Annotated in this window: 18 protein-coding genes and 3 tRNA genes; 7 read left to right on the top strand and 14 right to left on the bottom strand. The window is 70.7% G+C overall.

Going from position 1 to position 15645, the window contains the following annotated elements; all coding sequences use genetic code 11:
* Positions 1–37 precede the first annotated feature (37 nt).
* Together rplL and rplJ are read right to left on the bottom strand one after the other, a co-directional pair.
* Entirely contained in the window at positions 38–424 is a 387-nt protein-coding gene (gene rplL, locus AB5J73_RS15445) for a 50S ribosomal protein L7/L12 (protein ID WP_086860691.1), read from the bottom strand.
* A gap of 49 nt (positions 425–473) precedes the next feature.
* Entirely contained in the window at positions 474–1028 is a 555-nt protein-coding gene (gene rplJ / locus AB5J73_RS15440) for a 50S ribosomal protein L10 (RefSeq protein ID WP_086860692.1), read from the bottom strand.
* A gap of 309 nt (positions 1029–1337) precedes the next feature.
* Between rplJ and AB5J73_RS15435 the strand changes: the two genes are divergently transcribed.
* Positions 1338–2243 carry a hypothetical protein gene (locus tag AB5J73_RS15435; RefSeq protein ID WP_370970396.1) on the top strand — a complete coding sequence of 302 codons (906 nt, stop codon included), beginning with the start codon at positions 1338–1340 and terminating at the stop codon, positions 2241–2243.
* A 4-nt stretch (positions 2244–2247) separates the two neighbouring features.
* On the opposite strand, the gene AB5J73_RS15430 is transcribed toward AB5J73_RS15435, so the two are convergent.
* The 6 genes from AB5J73_RS15430 to AB5J73_RS15405 all read right to left on the bottom strand — a co-directional run bounded on the left by AB5J73_RS15430 (position 2248) and on the right by AB5J73_RS15405 (position 5907).
* Positions 2248–3021, bottom strand: a complete 774-nt coding sequence (locus tag AB5J73_RS15430) for an alpha/beta fold hydrolase (protein WP_370970395.1) — start codon at positions 3019–3021, stop codon at positions 2248–2250.
* A gap of 161 nt (positions 3022–3182) precedes the next feature.
* Positions 3183–3902 carry a 50S ribosomal protein L1 gene (rplA, locus tag AB5J73_RS15425; RefSeq protein WP_370970394.1) on the bottom strand — a complete coding sequence of 240 codons (720 nt, stop codon included), beginning with the start codon at positions 3900–3902 and terminating at the stop codon, positions 3183–3185.
* Positions 3903–3980: 78 nt separating this feature from the next.
* The gene (gene rplK, locus AB5J73_RS15420) at positions 3981–4418 is read right to left on the bottom strand and encodes a 50S ribosomal protein L11 (protein ID WP_043781763.1); all 438 of its coding nucleotides are present in this window, start codon (positions 4416–4418) and stop codon (positions 3981–3983) included.
* A 75-nt stretch (positions 4419–4493) separates the two neighbouring features.
* Positions 4494–5303 (bottom strand): transcription termination/antitermination protein NusG, encoded by an 810-nt coding sequence (nusG, locus tag AB5J73_RS15415; protein ID WP_370970393.1) that lies wholly within the window; start codon positions 5301–5303, stop codon positions 4494–4496.
* A gap of 64 nt (positions 5304–5367) precedes the next feature.
* On the bottom strand, positions 5368–5808 hold the full coding sequence (secE, locus tag AB5J73_RS15410; RefSeq protein ID WP_370970392.1) for a preprotein translocase subunit SecE: 441 nt from the start codon (positions 5806–5808) through the stop codon (positions 5368–5370).
* A 26-nt stretch (positions 5809–5834) separates the two neighbouring features.
* Positions 5835–5907, bottom strand: a tRNA-Trp gene (locus AB5J73_RS15405).
* Between the two features lie 206 nt (positions 5908–6113).
* Between AB5J73_RS15405 and AB5J73_RS15400 the strand changes: the two genes are divergently transcribed.
* The 4 genes from AB5J73_RS15400 to AB5J73_RS15385 all read left to right on the top strand — a co-directional run bounded on the left by AB5J73_RS15400 (position 6114) and on the right by AB5J73_RS15385 (position 9353).
* Complete coding sequence (locus tag AB5J73_RS15400; RefSeq protein WP_370970391.1) at positions 6114–7043, top strand: TIGR03619 family F420-dependent LLM class oxidoreductase; 930 nt, start codon at positions 6114–6116, stop codon at positions 7041–7043.
* Positions 7044–7108: 65 nt separating this feature from the next.
* Positions 7109–7459 (top strand): GntR family transcriptional regulator, encoded by a 351-nt coding sequence (locus tag AB5J73_RS15395; protein WP_370970390.1) that lies wholly within the window; start codon positions 7109–7111, stop codon positions 7457–7459.
* Positions 7456–8412, top strand: coding sequence for a hypothetical protein (locus AB5J73_RS15390; RefSeq protein WP_370970389.1), 957 nt, complete (start codon positions 7456–7458; stop codon positions 8410–8412). The genes AB5J73_RS15395 and AB5J73_RS15390 overlap by 4 nt, the downstream gene beginning before the upstream one ends.
* A gap of 35 nt (positions 8413–8447) precedes the next feature.
* Positions 8448–9353, top strand: coding sequence for an SGNH/GDSL hydrolase family protein (locus AB5J73_RS15385; RefSeq protein ID WP_370970388.1), 906 nt, complete (start codon positions 8448–8450; stop codon positions 9351–9353).
* Here AB5J73_RS15385 and AB5J73_RS15380 read toward each other — a convergent pair.
* The 6 genes from AB5J73_RS15380 to AB5J73_RS15355 all read right to left on the bottom strand — a co-directional run bounded on the left by AB5J73_RS15380 (position 9350) and on the right by AB5J73_RS15355 (position 13497).
* On the bottom strand, positions 9350–9748 hold the full coding sequence (locus AB5J73_RS15380; protein WP_370970387.1) for a MaoC family dehydratase: 399 nt from the start codon (positions 9746–9748) through the stop codon (positions 9350–9352). The genes AB5J73_RS15385 and AB5J73_RS15380 overlap by 4 nt on opposite strands.
* Positions 9745–10194 carry a MaoC family dehydratase N-terminal domain-containing protein gene (locus tag AB5J73_RS15375; RefSeq protein ID WP_370970386.1) on the bottom strand — a complete coding sequence of 150 codons (450 nt, stop codon included), beginning with the start codon at positions 10192–10194 and terminating at the stop codon, positions 9745–9747. Before AB5J73_RS15375 ends, AB5J73_RS15380 begins: the two co-directional genes overlap by 4 nt.
* Positions 10195–10272: 78 nt before the next feature.
* On the bottom strand, positions 10273–10437 hold the full coding sequence (gene rpmG, locus AB5J73_RS15370; protein ID WP_005152047.1) for a 50S ribosomal protein L33: 165 nt from the start codon (positions 10435–10437) through the stop codon (positions 10273–10275).
* A 49-nt stretch (positions 10438–10486) separates the two neighbouring features.
* Positions 10487–10559, bottom strand: a tRNA-Met gene (locus AB5J73_RS15365).
* A 127-nt stretch (positions 10560–10686) separates the two neighbouring features.
* Positions 10687–10759, bottom strand: a tRNA-Thr gene (locus AB5J73_RS15360).
* 80 nt (positions 10760–10839) lie between these two features.
* Complete coding sequence (locus AB5J73_RS15355; RefSeq protein ID WP_370970385.1) at positions 10840–13497, bottom strand: putative bifunctional diguanylate cyclase/phosphodiesterase; 2658 nt, start codon at positions 13495–13497, stop codon at positions 10840–10842.
* A gap of 238 nt (positions 13498–13735) precedes the next feature.
* Between AB5J73_RS15355 and AB5J73_RS15350 the strand changes: the two genes are divergently transcribed.
* Together AB5J73_RS15350 and AB5J73_RS15345 are read left to right on the top strand one after the other, a co-directional pair.
* The gene (locus AB5J73_RS15350; RefSeq protein ID WP_370970384.1) at positions 13736–14674 is read left to right on the top strand and encodes a GNAT family N-acetyltransferase; all 939 of its coding nucleotides are present in this window, start codon (positions 13736–13738) and stop codon (positions 14672–14674) included.
* A 69-nt stretch (positions 14675–14743) separates the two neighbouring features.
* Positions 14744–15598 carry an SAM-dependent methyltransferase gene (locus tag AB5J73_RS15345; protein ID WP_370970383.1) on the top strand — a complete coding sequence of 285 codons (855 nt, stop codon included), beginning with the start codon at positions 14744–14746 and terminating at the stop codon, positions 15596–15598.
* Positions 15599–15645: the final 47 nt, after the last annotated feature.

Genomic DNA, 15645 nt, shown 5'->3' with positions numbered 1-15645 from the left:
TTCACGAGGTGGTGCTCAGGCGCTCGCGCGCCCGGGATCACTTGATGGAGATCTTGGCGCCCGCGGCCTCGAGCTTCTCCTTGGCGGCCTCGGCGGCCTCCTTGTCGACCTTCTCCAGGAGGGCCTTGGGAGCGGCCTCGACCAGCTCCTTGGCCTCCTTCAGGCCCAGGCCCGAGACGACCTCGCGGACGACCTTGATGACCTGGATCTTCTTGTCGCCGGCGCCCTCGAGGACGACGTCGAACTCGTCCTGCTCCTCGGCGGCGGCGGCCGGAGCGGCACCCGGGGCGGCGGCCACGACGGCGGCCGGCGCGGCGGCGGTGACGTCGAAGGTCTCCTCGAACTCCTTCACGAACTCGGACAGCTCGAGGAGGGTGAGCTCCTTGAAGGCGTCGATCAGCTCGGCGGTGCTCAGCTTCGCCATGATGGCTTCCTCTCAGAAAAACGAACTAGACGTTCGGGGTGGGGGTGGTTCAGCTCTCGGCGGGTGCTTCGGCTGCTTCGGTACCGGCGGCGTTGCGCTGCTTCTCCTCCAGCGCGGCAGCCAGGCGGGCGACCTGGGACGCCGGCGCCTGGAACAGCGCGGCGGCCTGGGACAGCTTCGCCTTGAACGCGCCCGCTGCCTTGGAGAGCAGGACCTCACGGCTGTCGAGATCGGCGATCTTGTTGATCTCGTCCACGGACAGCGCTTTGCCGTCCATGTAGCCGCCCTTGATCACAAGCGCGTTGTTGTCCTTCGCGAAGTCGCGAAGCGCCTTGGCGGCGTCGACCGCTTCACCCTCGACGAAGGCGATGGCGGTGGCACCGACGAACAGGTCCTCGAGCCCCGTGACGCCCGCGTCTTCCGCGGCACGCTTGACGAGGGTGTTCTTCGCGACCCGGTACTTGGCACTGGTGCCGAGAGCGCGGCGCAGCTGGGACAGCTGGGACACGGAGAGGCCGGTGTACTGGGTAACGACGGTGGCCGAGCTGTTGCGGAAGCTCTCCGCGATCTCGGCGACGGCCGCCACCTTGTCGGGCTTCGCCATGGTCGCCTCCTCTCTTGGCTAGTGTTTCCACTGGCGTCGAGGAGCCCCCCAAACGACGAAACGCCCACGCGCGAGCAGGCGCGGGGCGTCATTCCGGCACACGTGCCGGAGCCTCGTTCCTCCTGCGCGGGCCGCCCGGCGAGTGCGGGACCTTCGTTCCCCACGGAAGCGGGGAAAACCAGCGGTCTTCGGTAGAACCGTCGTCAACTATACCGGGTGGTTCGCGCAGGCTTCTCCCGGGGGCCGCTCTGACCTGCGTTTAGGGCGGCTGAGGGTTCCCCGCGTCGCCCCGGAGGGCATCATGGTGACGTGGCGGAGCAGCGCGATGACGGAAAGCCGGGCTCGGAACTCGAACCGGCGGGCTCGAACGCACCCACCCCGGCGGGCGGCCTCCCGGCACTCCCCCAGCCATCGGGCGCGCCCGCTTCCCCGGAGCAGCCGCCGATGGATCCGGCACAGCTGGAGCAGTTCCGCCAGTTCCAGCAGTTCCAGGACTACCTGCGCTTCACCCAGTCCCAGCAGGGCAACCAGCCGGCCCCGCCGCCGGACGCGGGTCTGGTCCAGGCCCCGCCGTCCCAGCCGGCTCCGCAGCAGGGCGGCGCCCAGCCGCCGATGATCCCGCCGGGGTACCAGCTGGTGCCCGCTGAGCGCCGCCGCGCGCCGAAGTGGGTGAGCTGGCTCGGGAAGAAGGTCATCGCGTGGGTTCTGGCGCTGGTGATCCTGGGTGTCGCGGGCACGTGGCTGTACAACCACTTCTTCCCGAACGACTCGGGGAAGACGTCGGCCCAGCTCGCCCAGGAGGGCGGCGGGAAGTACCAGACTAACCACATCCTTTCGACCAGCCCGTACGAAGCCGTTCGAGAGGTCTACGACGCCGTCGCGCAGAACCTCGTCCCGCAGGCTTGCGGGCGGATGGACGAGCCGATCCAGCAGAAGTTCGCCCAGGACCTGGGTTACGCGGACTGCCAGGTCGCGGTCCACGAGCTGAACCGCAAGGTCACCAACAAGAACAAGTACGCCGAGTCGATGCCGTCGTACGTCTCGGAACCCGTTCCGGGCGACCGCTTCACGATCAGCTCGTGCCAGTTCGGCATCGAGGGCGGCCCCGCGCTCGGCGCGTTCACCGTGCAGAAGGTCGAAAAGGGCCAGTGGCTCATCACGGCGCACACGAACGAGCCGACCCCGTGCCCGGCGCCGACGCCGACGACCCGCTGAGCCGTCAGCGCGGGTGGGGTGCCGACAGGAACGCCACCAGTGCCTCCGAGAACGCCGGCGACATCACCGCCGTCATGTGGTCGCCCGGGATGCGGACCAGCCGCGCCCCCGCGATCGCTGCCGCCAGCCTTTCCGGCTCCGCGGCCAGCTGGTCCTGGTCGCCCGCCAGCACCAACGTCGGCACTCCGATCGAGGACAGGTCCAGGTGGCTTTCCTTCGACGCCAGCGCCACCGCGGCCAACGCACGCCGGTCGCCGCCGGTCGCGTCGGCCAGCAACCGGAATGGGACGCCTGATGGCGGGACCGTCGACGGGTCCTCCGCCAGCAGGGCCGAAGCGATGTCCGCCGGCTTCACCACCCGGAGGTCGACGCCGCCGAAGTCGACGATGCCCGAGCCGACGCCGCCGGTGGCCAGGCAGCGGATGCGCTTGTCCGCCGCCGTTGCGGTCAGGGCGATGATCGCGCCCATCGAGTAGCCGACCATCGCGACCTCGTCGAGGGCCAGTTCGTCCAGCAGGGCCGAGACGTCGCGGGCCATTGAGTCATCGGTGTAGCAGGCCTCGTCGTGCGGCTTCTCCGAACGGCCGTGGCCGCGCGCGTCCAGGGAAATCACGGTCAAACCGGCGGAGCGCAACGCCGCCACGACGCCGGTGGAGATCCAGTTCGCGTTCGTGTCGGCCGCGAAGCCGTGCTGGAGCAGCACCGGGCGGTGGGCGGCGTCGCCCTCCCACACGGTGTAGTTCAACCGGAGCCCGTCGAACGACGCGAAAGTCGGCATGGCGTCCATCAGACACGAAGAAAGGGCGCCCCCGCAGCAAGCGGGGACGCCCTTTCTGGTGATGTCCGACTCAGAACCTTATTCAGCCGTCGGCCGGCGCAAAGCTCGCCTGAAGCGAACTGGTTGCGGTCCGCAGCGCCGACCTGACCAGAATAAGGTTCTCAGATGGCAGCTTCCTCGGTGAGGAGGTTGCGGGTCCGCAGCGGGTCGACCGGGATGCCCGGGCCCATCGTCGTGGTGAAGGTGACCTTCTTCAGGTAGCGGCCCTTCGCCGAGGACGGCTTGGCGCGGAGGATCTCGTCCAGCGCGGCGGCGTAGTTCTCGACCAGCTTCTCCGTGTCGAAGGAAGCCTTGCCGATCACCAGGTGCAGGTTGGCCTGCTTGTCGACGCGGAAGTTGATCTTGCCGCCCTTGATGTCCTTCACGGCCTTCTCGACCGCGGGGGTCACCGTGCCGGTCTTCGGGTTCGGCATCAGGCCACGCGGGCCGAGGATGCGGGCGATGCGGCCCACCTTGGCCATCTGGTCCGGCGTCGCGATCGCGGCGTCGAAGTCGAGCCAGCCACCCTGGATGCGCTCGATCAGCTCGTCGGTGCCGACCGCGTCCGCGCCGGCGGCTTCGGCCTCGGCGGCCTTGTCGCCGACGGCGAAGACGATGACGCGGGCGGTCTTACCGGTGCCGTGCGGCAGGTTCACGGTGCCGCGGACCATCTGGTCGGCCTTGCGGGGGTCCACACCGAGACGCATCGCGACCTCGACGGTCGCGTCCATCTTGGTCTTGGAGGTCTCCTTCGCCAGCTTCGCGGCCTCGAGCGGCGCGTACAGGCGCGCCTTGTCGATGAGCTCCGCAGCCTGGCGGTAAGCCTTGCTGTGCTTGGTCATGCTTCTGTCCTTACTTCAAAAACGGATCAGTGTGGTGTCAGAGCCAGCACTCGGCTCTCCCACGTACTGCTGAAAAACTCAGGCGTCGACGACCGTGATGCCCATCGACCGGGCGGTGCCGGCGATGATCTTCGCGGCCTGGTCGATGTCGTGCGCGTTGAGGTCGGTCTCCTTGGTCTTGGCGATCTCGCGGACCTGGTCCCAGGTGACCTTGGCGACCTTGGTCTTGTGCGGCTCGCCGGAGCCCTTCTCCACGCCCGCGGCCTTCAGCAGCAGCTTGGCGGCCGGCGGCGTCTTCAGCTTGAAGTCGAACGACCGGTCTTCGTAGACGGAGATCTCGACCGGGACGACGTCCCCGCGCTGCGACTCGGTCGCGGCGTTGTAGGCCTTGCAGAACTCCATGATGTTGACGCCGTGCTGACCCAGCGCCGGGCCGACCGGCGGCGCGGGGTTGGCCGCACCCGCCTTGATCTGCAGCTTGATGATCGCCGCAAGCTTCTTCTTCTTGGGTGGCATTTCTTTTCCTGTCCTGTACTACGTTCCCCGCGTACCTGCCGTGGACGTGGGGACTGCGGCCGAGAAGGCCGGCCGTCAGATCTTGGAGACCTGCGTGAACGACAGCTCGACCGGGGTCTCCCGGCCGAAGATCGACACCAGGACCTTCAGCTTCTGCCCGTCGACGTTGACCTCGGAGATCGTCGCCGGCAGCGTCGCGAACGGGCCGTCCATGACCGTGACCGACTCGCCGACCTCGAAGTCGACCTCGACGGCCGGGGCGCCCAGCGGCGTGGCCGAGGCGGACTCGCCCTTGCTGGCCTTGGCCGGGGCTTCCTTCTCGACCTGCGGGGCGAGGAACTTCAGCACCTCGTCCACGGTCAGCGGCGACGGCCGCGAGGTGGCGCCGACGAACCCGGTGACACCCGGCGTGTTGCGCACCGCGCTCCACGAGGCGTCGTTCAGGTCCATCCGGACCAGGATGTAGCCGGGCAGCACCTTGCGCTGCACCTGCTTGCGCTGGCCGTTCTTGATCTCGGTGACCTCTTCGGTCGGGACCTCGATCTGGAAGATGTAGTCCTCGACGTCCAGGGTCTGCGTCCGGGTCTCGAGGTTGGTCTTCACCTTGTTCTCGTAACCGGCGTACGAGTGCACGACGTACCACTCGCCGGGCGCGGCGAGGAGCTCGGCGCGCAGCTTGGCGACCGGGTCTTCGTCGTCGGCTTCGGGCTCCGCGGCCTCGGCCGCGTCGTCGCCCTCGTCAACGGAAGCGGCTTCGTCGACCTCGTCGGACACCTCGACGGGCTCCAGGTGCTCGGACTCCTCGTCACCGAGTGCCGCGTGCACCTGCTCGTCGGAAAGCTCGGTCAGGTCGTGACCGGCTGATGTGCCGTTGTCGGAGGTCACGTTCCGTCCTCTCAGTTGATCATTGCCGGGTCGGTCAGGCCGGCCCGCGCGGCACGGCGGCGGGTCAGCCGAAGATCGCGCCGATGCCCTTCTTGAACGCGAAGTCCAAGACGCTCACCAGTGCCACCATGAACACCACGAAGACCAGCACGACCGCGGTGTAGGTGACCATCTGCTTGCGGTTGGGCCAGATGACCTTGCGCAGCTCCGCCCACACCTCGCGGATGAAACGCACCAGCCGTGCGAACACGGAGGCCTTCTTCGCCTTCTGGTCCCGCTTCGGAGTCGGCGCGCCCTTGGCGTCGGGGGCGGTCTTCTCCCCCGACTTCCCGGCCGGGCGGGTCTTGTCGTCCGCACGTGCCGCGGACTTGCCCGCCGGACGAGCGGTCGCACGGCGCTCACGCCGGGCAGCGGCTGTGACGGGACGGGACTGGCTCTCGGGCTTCTGCCCGTTGCCGTCCTGCTCCTGCTCGCCGCCGCTGGCGTCGCTGTCGCTCACGACCACTCCTCCGCTCCACCAGTTCCGTTACGCAGGGGTGACAGGACTTGAACCTGCAACCTGCGGTTTTGGAGACCGCTGCTCTGCCAATTGAGCTACACCCCTGTGGAGTCCCGATCGCTCGGAGCCCCGGAGGACGCATTCCATCATCCCCACCATCCAGGCGGGGATGACCGTAGTGCGTTCCAAGTCCCGAAGTCTACGGCAAGCCTCGCGAGAGCCCGCAACCGCGCCCCCCGATCGACCGCCGAACCCCGGCCGGCCTGCGGAAAACTCTCCGCCGACCACGTGATCATGCCAGGATGTCCGCCATGACGGACACCCCCGGTCGGATGGCGGTGGACGGGACGCGCCTCGGGCTCGCGCTGCCCCAGTACGGCGCCCTCGCCGACCCCGCCGCCGTCGCCCGCTTCGCGACCGCCGCGGAGGACCTCGGCTTCGGCTCGCTCTGGGTCGGCGACCGGATCCTGACGCCCCGGGAGCCGTCGGACCTGTACCCCGGCGGCGGGACACCGGAGCACCCGTACCCCGAGGAGTTCGAGACCTTCGCCGACCCGTTCACGACGCTGGCCACCGCGGCCGCCGTGACCCGGACGGCCCGCCTCGGGATGAGCGCGCTGACCGGCCCGGTCTATTCCCCCGTGCTGCTCGCCAGGGCCCTGACCTCGCTCGATCTGGCCAGCTCGGGACGGCTCGACGTCGGTTTCGGGCTGGGCTGGCTGCGCGAGGAGTACTTCGCGACAGGCGTCCCCTGGGAGGGCCGCGGCAAGCGGCTCGACGCGGTCCTGGACGCGCTGGAGGCGCTGTGGACCGGCGATCCGGTGGCGCACGAGGGTCCGCAGTGGCGGATCGCGCCGTCGACAGTGGGCCTGCGCCCGGCGCAGCGGCCGCGACCGCCGGTGCTGCTCGGCGGGTTCTCCCCGCCGGCGCTGGCCCGGGTCGGGCGCCGCGCGGACGGCTGGCTGGCGGGGTGGATGCCGGCTCAGTACCTCGACGGCCTGTGGTCGGTCGCCCGCGAAGCCGCCGAACGGGCCGGGCGCGACCCGGACGCGCTGCGCCGGGTGCTGCGGATCAACCCGCGGCGGGGCACCGGCGTCGAGACGGCCGGTGACGTCCCGCCCTGCCTCGACGTGGCCCGCGAGCTGGGCATTTCCGAGGTGCTCGTCGACCTGCACTACGTCGCGCACGACGTCGATCACGCCCTGGACCTCGCCGGGGAGCTCATCGCCAAGGCGAGCTGACCGCCCTCGCGAAAGTGTGACGCAAGTCTCCCTCGGCGCTCGATAGTTCTATTATAGTTAGAACTATGTTCGTCCGGATCGATCCGAGTTCGACCGTCCCGCTCTTCGAGCAGGTCGCGGCGTCGCTCCGCCGTTCCCTGGCCGACGGCAGTCCCGCGCCCGGGGAGCAGCTGCCGCCCGCCCGCGAGCTGGCGGCGTCGCTCGAGATCAACGTCCACACCGTGCTGCGGGCGTACGCGGTCCTCCGCGACGAAGGCCTGATCGACCTGCGGCGACGGCGCGGCGCGGTCGTGCTCGGCGGGGCTTCGGCCCAGGCCCGGCTCGCCGAGCTGGCCGCGGAACTGGTCCGCGAGGCGAAGCGCGCGGGCGTCGGCCTGGACGAACTCACCGGGGTGCTGAAGGAGAAGTACACATGACCAAGCTGATCCGGGTCCTGCTCGCCACCGCCGTGCTGCCGGGCGCCGCGCTCGCCGTGACGGGCGTCTTCGCGGACGCGTGGGCGGGCCGGCTGCCCGATCCCCTCGCGACGCACTGGACCAGCGCGCCGAACGGCTCGACGCCGCTCGGGGTGTTCGTCACCGTGTGCCTGGCGCTCGGCGCGGTCGCGGTAGTCCTCCTCGCGACGACGGCGGTCACCGCGCTGCGCCGGGGACGGCCGCTGCCCCGCCCGACCGTCGGCGTCGGTGCCGCGTTCGCCGCCCTCCCGGCCGCGGTCCTGCTTTCGGTGCTCGTCTCGAACCTCGACGCGCCGGACTGGCACGCGGCCCGCGGCGGCGCCGTCGTCGTGCTGTTCATGCTGGGCGCGGCCGCCCTCGGCGCCGTGGCGGCGGTCGTCGGTGGCCTGCCCTCGCCGGTCCGCGAAACGTCGGCGCACCGGCCCAGCGTCGGGCTCGAGCCCGGGCAGCGCGCGTTCTGGTCGGGCCGCGCGGCGAACCCGGCGATGCTCTGGGTGCTGCTGCTCGTCCCCGGCGCGATCGCGTTCCTGCCGGCCGGGCTCCCGTGGCCGACGGCCGCCTGGATCGCGTTCGTCGGCACCGCGATCGCGGTCCTGACCTACCGGCTGAAGGCGACCGTGGACGCCAAGGGCGTGACGATCCGCTTCGGCCTCCTCGGCTTCCCCTGGCGGCACCTCGAGCTGGCGGACATCCGCGAAGCCACCGCGCGCGAGCTGGCGACGTTCGGCGACGGCGGCCTCGGCCTGCGCTTCAACCCGGTGACCGGCACGACGGCGTACAAGGTGCGCGGCGGGCCCGGGCTGTCGCTGGCGCTCGAGAACGGCCGGACCGTGCTGGTCAGCGTGGACGATCCGGAGACCGGCGCCGGGCTGGTGAACGACCTCGTCGCGCAGCGGATCACCCGGATTGGCTAGCTCGCCGGACGCGCTCCTTCGGTAGAAACGAAGAAGTGGCGAAGAAAAGCGGTGGGGGCGGCTGTCTCGTCGTCGTACTCGTGCTCGCGCTCCTGGGCTTCGGGTACTACAAGTGGCAGCACGGCTCGTCGTCGGCACCACCGGACGGCGCGGACACCGGCGGCGGCAGCGGCCGCTACGTGGCGCTGGGCGACTCGTACACGTCCTCGCCGCGCACCGGGCGGCAGGCGGGCACCCCGGCGGGCTGCCAGCGCTCGGACGACAACTACCCGCACCTGGTCTCGGCGAAGCTGAAGCCGGCCCAGTTCGCCGACGTCAGCTGCGGCGGCGCGACGACCGCGCACCTGACCGCCCCGCAGAAGACGGACGACGGCACGAACCCGGCGCAGCTCGACGCCGTCACCAAGGACACCACGCTGGTGACCATCGGCATCGGCGGCAACGACGTCGGCTTCTTCGCGTACGCGGCGGGCTGCGCGACGGCGCACTCGACCGCGTCGCCGTGCAGGGACAAGCTGACCGCGGGCGGCCACGACCAGCTCGCGGAGCGGATCGACGCGGCCGCCCCGAAGGTCGGCGCGATCCTCGACCGCATCCACACGAAGGCCCCGAAGGCGAAGGTCGTGGTCGTCGGCTACCCGACGGTCCTCCCGGACGGCGACGGCTGCTGGCCGGTGCTGCCCTTCGGCAGCGGCGACATCGCGTACTTCCGCGAAGCGCTGGGCAAGCTGAACAAGATGCTCGAGGACCAGGCGGACAACCACCGCGCGGGCTACGCGGACACGGCGACGCCGGGCAAGGGCCACGACGTCTGCTCGGCATCCGACACGCGGTGGGTGGAGGGCCTGCTGCCCGCGTCGCCGGCCGCCCCGCTGCACCCGAACGCGCGGGGTGAGCAGGGCATGGCCGACGCCGTGCTGGCGGTCCTGAAGCTGCCTTAGGCCCGGACGAGCGCCTGCGGCTTGCCGAGCACGGTCTTGCCGTCGAACTTCACCACGAGGTCGATGCGGGCGGTGCCGTCGCCGGAGACTTCGCCGACCTTGCCGGTGATCTCCACGAGCGCGCCCTCGGGCGTGTTCGGGACGACGACCGGGCGGGTGAAGCGGGCGCTGAAGTCGACCAGGCGGCCCGGGTCGCCGAGCCAGTCGGTCACGACGCGGCCGGCCACGGCCATCGTCAGCATGCCGTGCGCGATGACGTCCGGGAGGCCCACGTCCTTGGCGAAGGACTCGTTCCAGTGGATCGGGTTGAAGTCCAGCGCCGCGCCGGCGTAGCGCACCAGCTGTTCGCGGGTGATCCGGACCTCGAGGGCGGGCAGTTCGTCGCCGGTGTTCACGCGTCCTCCCCCCGCACCACGAGCTGAGCGCGCGTGGTGGCGATGTGCGCGCCGTCGCCGTCGGTGATTTCGGCGCGCAGGTTGATGAAGTCGTTGCCGGCCCTGGCCATGATCCGGTCGATGTGGGTCGTCAGCAGCAGCGTGTCACCGGCGTGGGCCGGGCGGCTGTAGGTGAACTGCTGGTCGCCGTGGACCATCCGCGAGTAGTCGAGGCCGAGCTCGGGGTCCGTGACGATCGAGTTGATCGACGCGAGGTTGATGATCGTGAGGAACGTCGGCGGCGCGATCACGTCCGGGTGGCCGGCGGCTTTCGCGGCTTCGGGATCCCGGTAGAGCGGGTTCGCGTCCCCGATCGCGTCGGCGAACTCCCGGATCTTCTCCCGGCTCACTTCGTAGCTGGTCTGCGGCGGGTAGACCCGCCCGGTGAACGACTCGTCCAAAGGCACGCCGGCCAGGCTACCAACAGCAAAGAGCCGCCCCGGTGGTCCAGGGCGGCTCTTCGAAGCTGGTGTGAACGCGCTACGTCAGCGGGTTTCCTTGTGCGTCCGGTGCGTACCGCAGTTCGGGCAGAACTTCTTCATCTCCAGGCGATCCGGGTTGTTGCGCCGGTTCTTCTTGGTGATGTAGTTGCGGTGCTTGCACTCTTCGCACGCCAGCGTGATCTTGGGTCGCACGTCGGTGGCAGCCACAGCGTTTCCTTCTCTCTCAGGTCCGGGGGCCAGCCCCGTCGTTACCGCGTAGCGGTGGCCGGACTTGAACCGGCGACACAGCGATTATGAGCCGCTTGCTCTGCCAACTGAGCTACACCGCCCTGTCGTGCCCACCCCGGGGGTCCAGGGGGCTTGCCCCTGGCGGGGCCTGGGGGCTTGGCCCCCAGACGGACACCGCGAAGCGAGCTAGGCGCGGGTTTTCCCCGCGCATAGCTCGCCCACTCGCGGAGCCCCTTTACGGAATCGAACCGTAGACCTTCTCCTTACCATGGAGACGCTCTGCCGACTGAGCTAAAGGGGCCTGGCCTCTCGCGAGGACTTGGAAAGATTAGCAAGGCCCGTCACCCGGCCGTGCAACCGGGGTCCCCTTAGCACAAAACCTCAGGTCAGCAGGGTCAGCACGGTCTCGGAGTGCCGGCCCGGCGAGCGCGCGGTGCGGGCCTGCAGCCACGCCTCCAGGCGGTCCTCCGGCAGCGGCCGCGAGATCAGGTAGCCCTGGGCGACGTCGCAGCCCATCGCCTCCAGCTGGTCTCGGGCGACGTCCTCCTCGACGCCTTCCGCCACCACCGTGAGCCCGAGCGAATGGCCCAGTTCGACGATCGACCGCACCACGGCGAGGTCGCCGAGGTCGGTGCCCATGCCGAGGACGAAGCTCTTGTCGATCTTGACCTGGTCGACCGGCAGCTGCCGCAGATAGGCCAGCGACGAGTAGCCGGTGCCGAAGTCGTCGACCGCCAGCACGATGCCCAGCGAGTGCAGCTCGCGCAGGATCGGCAGCGCTTTCTGCGGGTCGGACATCACGCCGGACTCGGTGAGCTCGAACGTCAGCAGCTCGGGCGGGATGCCGTGGTGCTCCAGCGCGCGGGCGACCTTGTTCGGGAAGTCCTCGTCGGCCAGGTTGCGCACCGACAGGTTGACCGCCACCGAGATCCGCAGGCCTTCGTCGAGCCACTTGCGGCAGCGCTTGAGCGCCTCGCCGAGCACGAACGACGTCAGGACGCCGATCAGGCCCGCCGCTTCGATGGCCGGGACGAACTCGTCCGGGCCGAGCCGCCCGAACTCCGGGTGCACCCAGCGGACGAGCGCCTCGACGCCGGCCACCTGCCGGTTCGGCAGCGTGATCTTCGGCTGGTAGTGGACGCTGACCTGGCCGTCCTCGAGGGACTGCCGGAACTGCGTGACCATCTGGAAGCGGCGCAGGAAGATCTGGCCCATGCTCGGCACGTAGCCGCGGACCTCTTCGCCGCCCTTCGTGGCGCGGACGGCGACGTCGGCGCGCTGCAGCAGGCCTTCGATGTCGACGACGTCGCCCGACTCCTCGGGGGTCGTCGTCGCGTAGCCGATCATCGCGTTCGCCTCGACCGACAGCCGGTCGACCGGGTACGGCGCGGAAAGCCCTTCGCGCAGCCGTTCCGCCGCGTGGTGGGCGTCCTCCGGCGGGCAGCCGACGAGCAGGGCCGCGAAGGACGCGCCTTCGAGCCGGGCGAGCGGGACGTCGGGGCCGAGCGCGTCGCGGATGCGGCGGGCGGCGGCGATCACCATCCGGTCCGCCCAGGCGTAGCCCAGCGCGTCGCTGACCGTGGAGAAGACGTCGAGGTCGATGCGGAGCACCACGGCGTTGGTGGCGAAGTCACGCAGCGGTTCCTTCGCCACCTGCCGGAAGCCCAGCCGGTTGAGGTGCCCGGTGAGCGGGTCGTGGTAGGCGTCGTGGCGCAGCGTCGCCAGCAGCCGCCGGTTGTCCAGCGACGTCGCGAGGTGGCTGGCCATCGTGCCGAGCAGCTGGACGTCGTACTTGCCGAACCCGCGCCAGCGCGACAGCCGGTCGTGCGCCTCGACGACGCCGAGCAGCTGGTTCGCGCTGCGCAGCGGGACGACGAGCGCCTCCTGCGCGCCGCGGTCGAGCAGCGCCGCGCGGACGTCGGGGTTGGCCTCGGTGATCCGGAAGTGGCGGACGTGCGCGCCGGGCAGCCGCAGCAGCGGGTCGTCGGCGGCGGGGTCGGCGGGCGGCAGGTCGTCGCCCGCGACGACGACGCGCAGCGGGTCCTTCGCCTCGAGCCGCAGCCGGAGCACGACGCGGCCCGCGGCGAGCTGGTCCTTGATGCGCTCGGCGATCGTCGCCCACTCGCGGACGTCGACGCCGCCGACGAGCTCGTCGGCGCGACCGGCCGGGCGGGCCGCGGCCAGCTGGCCGGAGCGGGCCACCATCAGGCTGACGTCGGAGAGCGCTTCCATGTCCCGCTGCTCGCGCAGCAGGTCCGAATAGGCCCAGTACAGCGCGGTCAGGCCGAGGAAGACGGCGAGCACCAGCGGCCACGCCTTGGGCGTGTTCGAAATGACGAGGTAGCCGGAGAGGCCGACGGACGCGTTGACGAACCCGACGACCAGGATCCGCGCGGTGAGCCGGACCGCGGTGCTGACCCGCATCCGGCGCCGCAGCACGCGGACCGCGGCCAGCGCGAGCAGGGTGCTCACGAGCGGCGCGGTCAGGGTGCCCGCCAGCGCGGCGACCCACGGGAACTTGTCGCCGGTGCCGGCCCCGACGGCGTACTTGACGAGCCCGGCGACGGCGAACGCGCCGGTGATCTCGAGCAGGAACGCGCCCGCGTTGTAGAGGACGCGGCCGGCGACCTTCCGCGCGAGCAGCGTGCCGATCCCGGCGACCAGGTGCGCGGCCAGCACGACTTCGAACGGCGCGACGAAGAACCCGATGACGAGCGGGATCTCGGTGAAGGAGATGGTCCACGAGATACCGCTGCGGACGTCGACGTTGATGCCCAGCTGCTCGGCGAGCAGGAACGCGACCGCGAGCACCGGCCCGATCCACAGCAGCTTGCTGTCCCAGTGGAACGGTTGCCACGAGCCGACGGCGAACGCGGCGACGAGCCCGAGGCTCAGTACGGCGAAGGTGTAGGCGCGGAACCGGCGTTCGTCCGTGCGGGCTTCGGCGGAGGCGGCGGGTTGCGGTGGTGTCCCGGAAGCGGCTCCCGGCCCGGGCTGCGCCTGCGCGACGGCGTCGCCGTGGGCGTTGGTGTCCGGCATCCGACCTTCCCTCCCGGCTTGTCCACCGGTGCTGATCCGTGACTTCGGGTGTGGACAAGGGCCATACCGTACCCCGTAGGGCGTACCCGTGTCCCTTTCGAGACAGTAGGAGATCACCCCAGGGTTAACAATGCCTCGACGGCGCTGACCTGCGTGGACCAAGGGGTGAAACAGCAGGTGTGCGACGCTCGGGTGGTTCCTGGCGCATCGAGGCCCGGGTAGCGCTTGAATGTGCCCCATGCACAGCGATGCGATCGCCACCGAACACGCGGCACGGCTCGCGGCGGTGGACTCCCTGCTCCCCGGCTCGACCCCGTTCGAAGCGGCCGAAAACGCCGTGGTCCTGGAGGTGGCGACGGGTGACTCCGCCGCTTCCGGGCTCGCTTCCCGCGTCCAGGTCGACCGCGACGCCCCCAACGCGCCCTGGCGCGCGCTGACCGAGCACCGCCTCGACCTCCAGCTGGCCGGCCCCCAGCCGGCCGGGGCCCTGGACGCCCTCCTCACTCGATGGGATGAACATCTGCGCGCGGTCGCCGAGCACGGCGACACCGAGACCGCGGCGGTCGTCCCCCGCGCGAGCCGGGACGCCGCCGGCGCGCGCGAAATGCTGCACCACGGGTTCGCGCCGCTGCGGGTGGTCGCCGTGCGGCCGTCCCAGCGGATGGTCCCGGCGACCCCGCTCGGCACGCCGGGCGTCAAGATCCGCCGCGCGGAGCCCGGCGACCTCGAAACCGCGGTCGAGCTCGGCATGGAGCTGCACTCCTACGACGCCCAGTACGGCACGGTGAACTGGCGCACCGGTGTCGAGGACATCCTCGCCAAGGACCTGGCCGAGCAGCTGAACCGGCCGGAACCGCCACTGTGGATCGCCGAGCTGTACGGCCGCCCGCTCGGCATGGTGAGCATCCAGCACCCCGGCGAGACCGGGTGGATCAGCGACCGCGTCGCCGCGGCCCGCGTCGGCTACCTGTCGTGGCTGGCCGTCGCGGAGGCGGCGCGCTCGTCCGGCGTCGGCACCGCGCTGGCCACCCACGCCCACCACGTCCTGGACGAAGGGGGCGCCGACGTCGTCCTGCTGCACCACGCGGCGGCGAACCCGCTGTCGACGCCGTTCTGGTACGCCCAGGGGTACCGGCCGCTGTGGACGTACTGGCAGCGCCGCCCGGCCGTGCGCTGAACAAACGGAGGATTACCGGCGGCGCGCGGTCCTTATAGGCTGGCTCCCGCAGAGCGAGGGGAGCCGGGAGTGAGCGACCAGCGGGATTCCGCGCCGAGAGCGCCCGAGGGCGTCGACACCGAAAAGCCGTCCGCGGCCCGGATCTACGACTGGTACCTGGGCGGCACCCAGAACTGGGCCGTGGACCGCGAATTCGGCAGGCGCATGGAGCAGCAGTGGCCGCTGGTGCGGCCCGGCTCGAAGCAGAACCGCGAGTTCATGAACCGCGCGGTGCGGGCGGCCCTGCGGGCGGGGATCCGGCAGTTCATCGACCTCGGCTCCGGCGTCCCGACCGCCGGGAACGTGCACGAGGTCGTCGAGGCCGAGCTGCCCGACGAGCACGACGCCAGGGTCGTCTACGTCGACTACGAGCCGGTCGCCGTGGCGCACGCGACGCTGATCCTCGAAGAGGAGGCGGCGACCGACTGGGCCGGCATCGTGCAGGCGGACATGCGGGACGCGAAGGCCGTCCTGCGCGCCGAGGAGACGAAGCGGCTCATCGACTTTTCGCAGCCGGTCTGCCTGATGATGATGGCGGTGCTGCACTTCGTCGGCCCGGACGACGACCCGGAGGGGCTGCTGGCCCGGTACCGCGACGCGCTCGCGCCCGGCAGCTGGCTGGCCATCTCGCAGATGAGCGAGGGCGACGGCAGCGGCGAGACGCTCGAAGGGCTGCGCTGGTTCGTCGAGCAGTACCGCAAGACGAGCAACCCGGTCTGGCTGCGCGACCGCGAAGAGATCGCGCCGCTGTTCGGCGACTGGCCGCTGCTGGAACCCGGCATCGTGCACCTGCCGGACTGGCGGCCCGACCGGAAGCTGAACGCGCTGGAGGCGGAAGCCCGCCCGTACGCGTGGTGCGGCATCGCGGCACGACCAGGCGGCTGACCTGCGGTTTTCTTGATCGCTGTGGGCGAACGCACCATCGGAAACAA

The organism is Amycolatopsis sp. cg9, from assembly GCF_041346945.1.
In the GTDB taxonomy this organism is placed as follows: Bacteria; Actinomycetota; Actinomycetes; order Mycobacteriales; family Pseudonocardiaceae; genus Amycolatopsis.
Note: the sequence above shows the minus strand (reverse complement) of the source record. Positions and strands in the feature narration are given on the sequence as shown.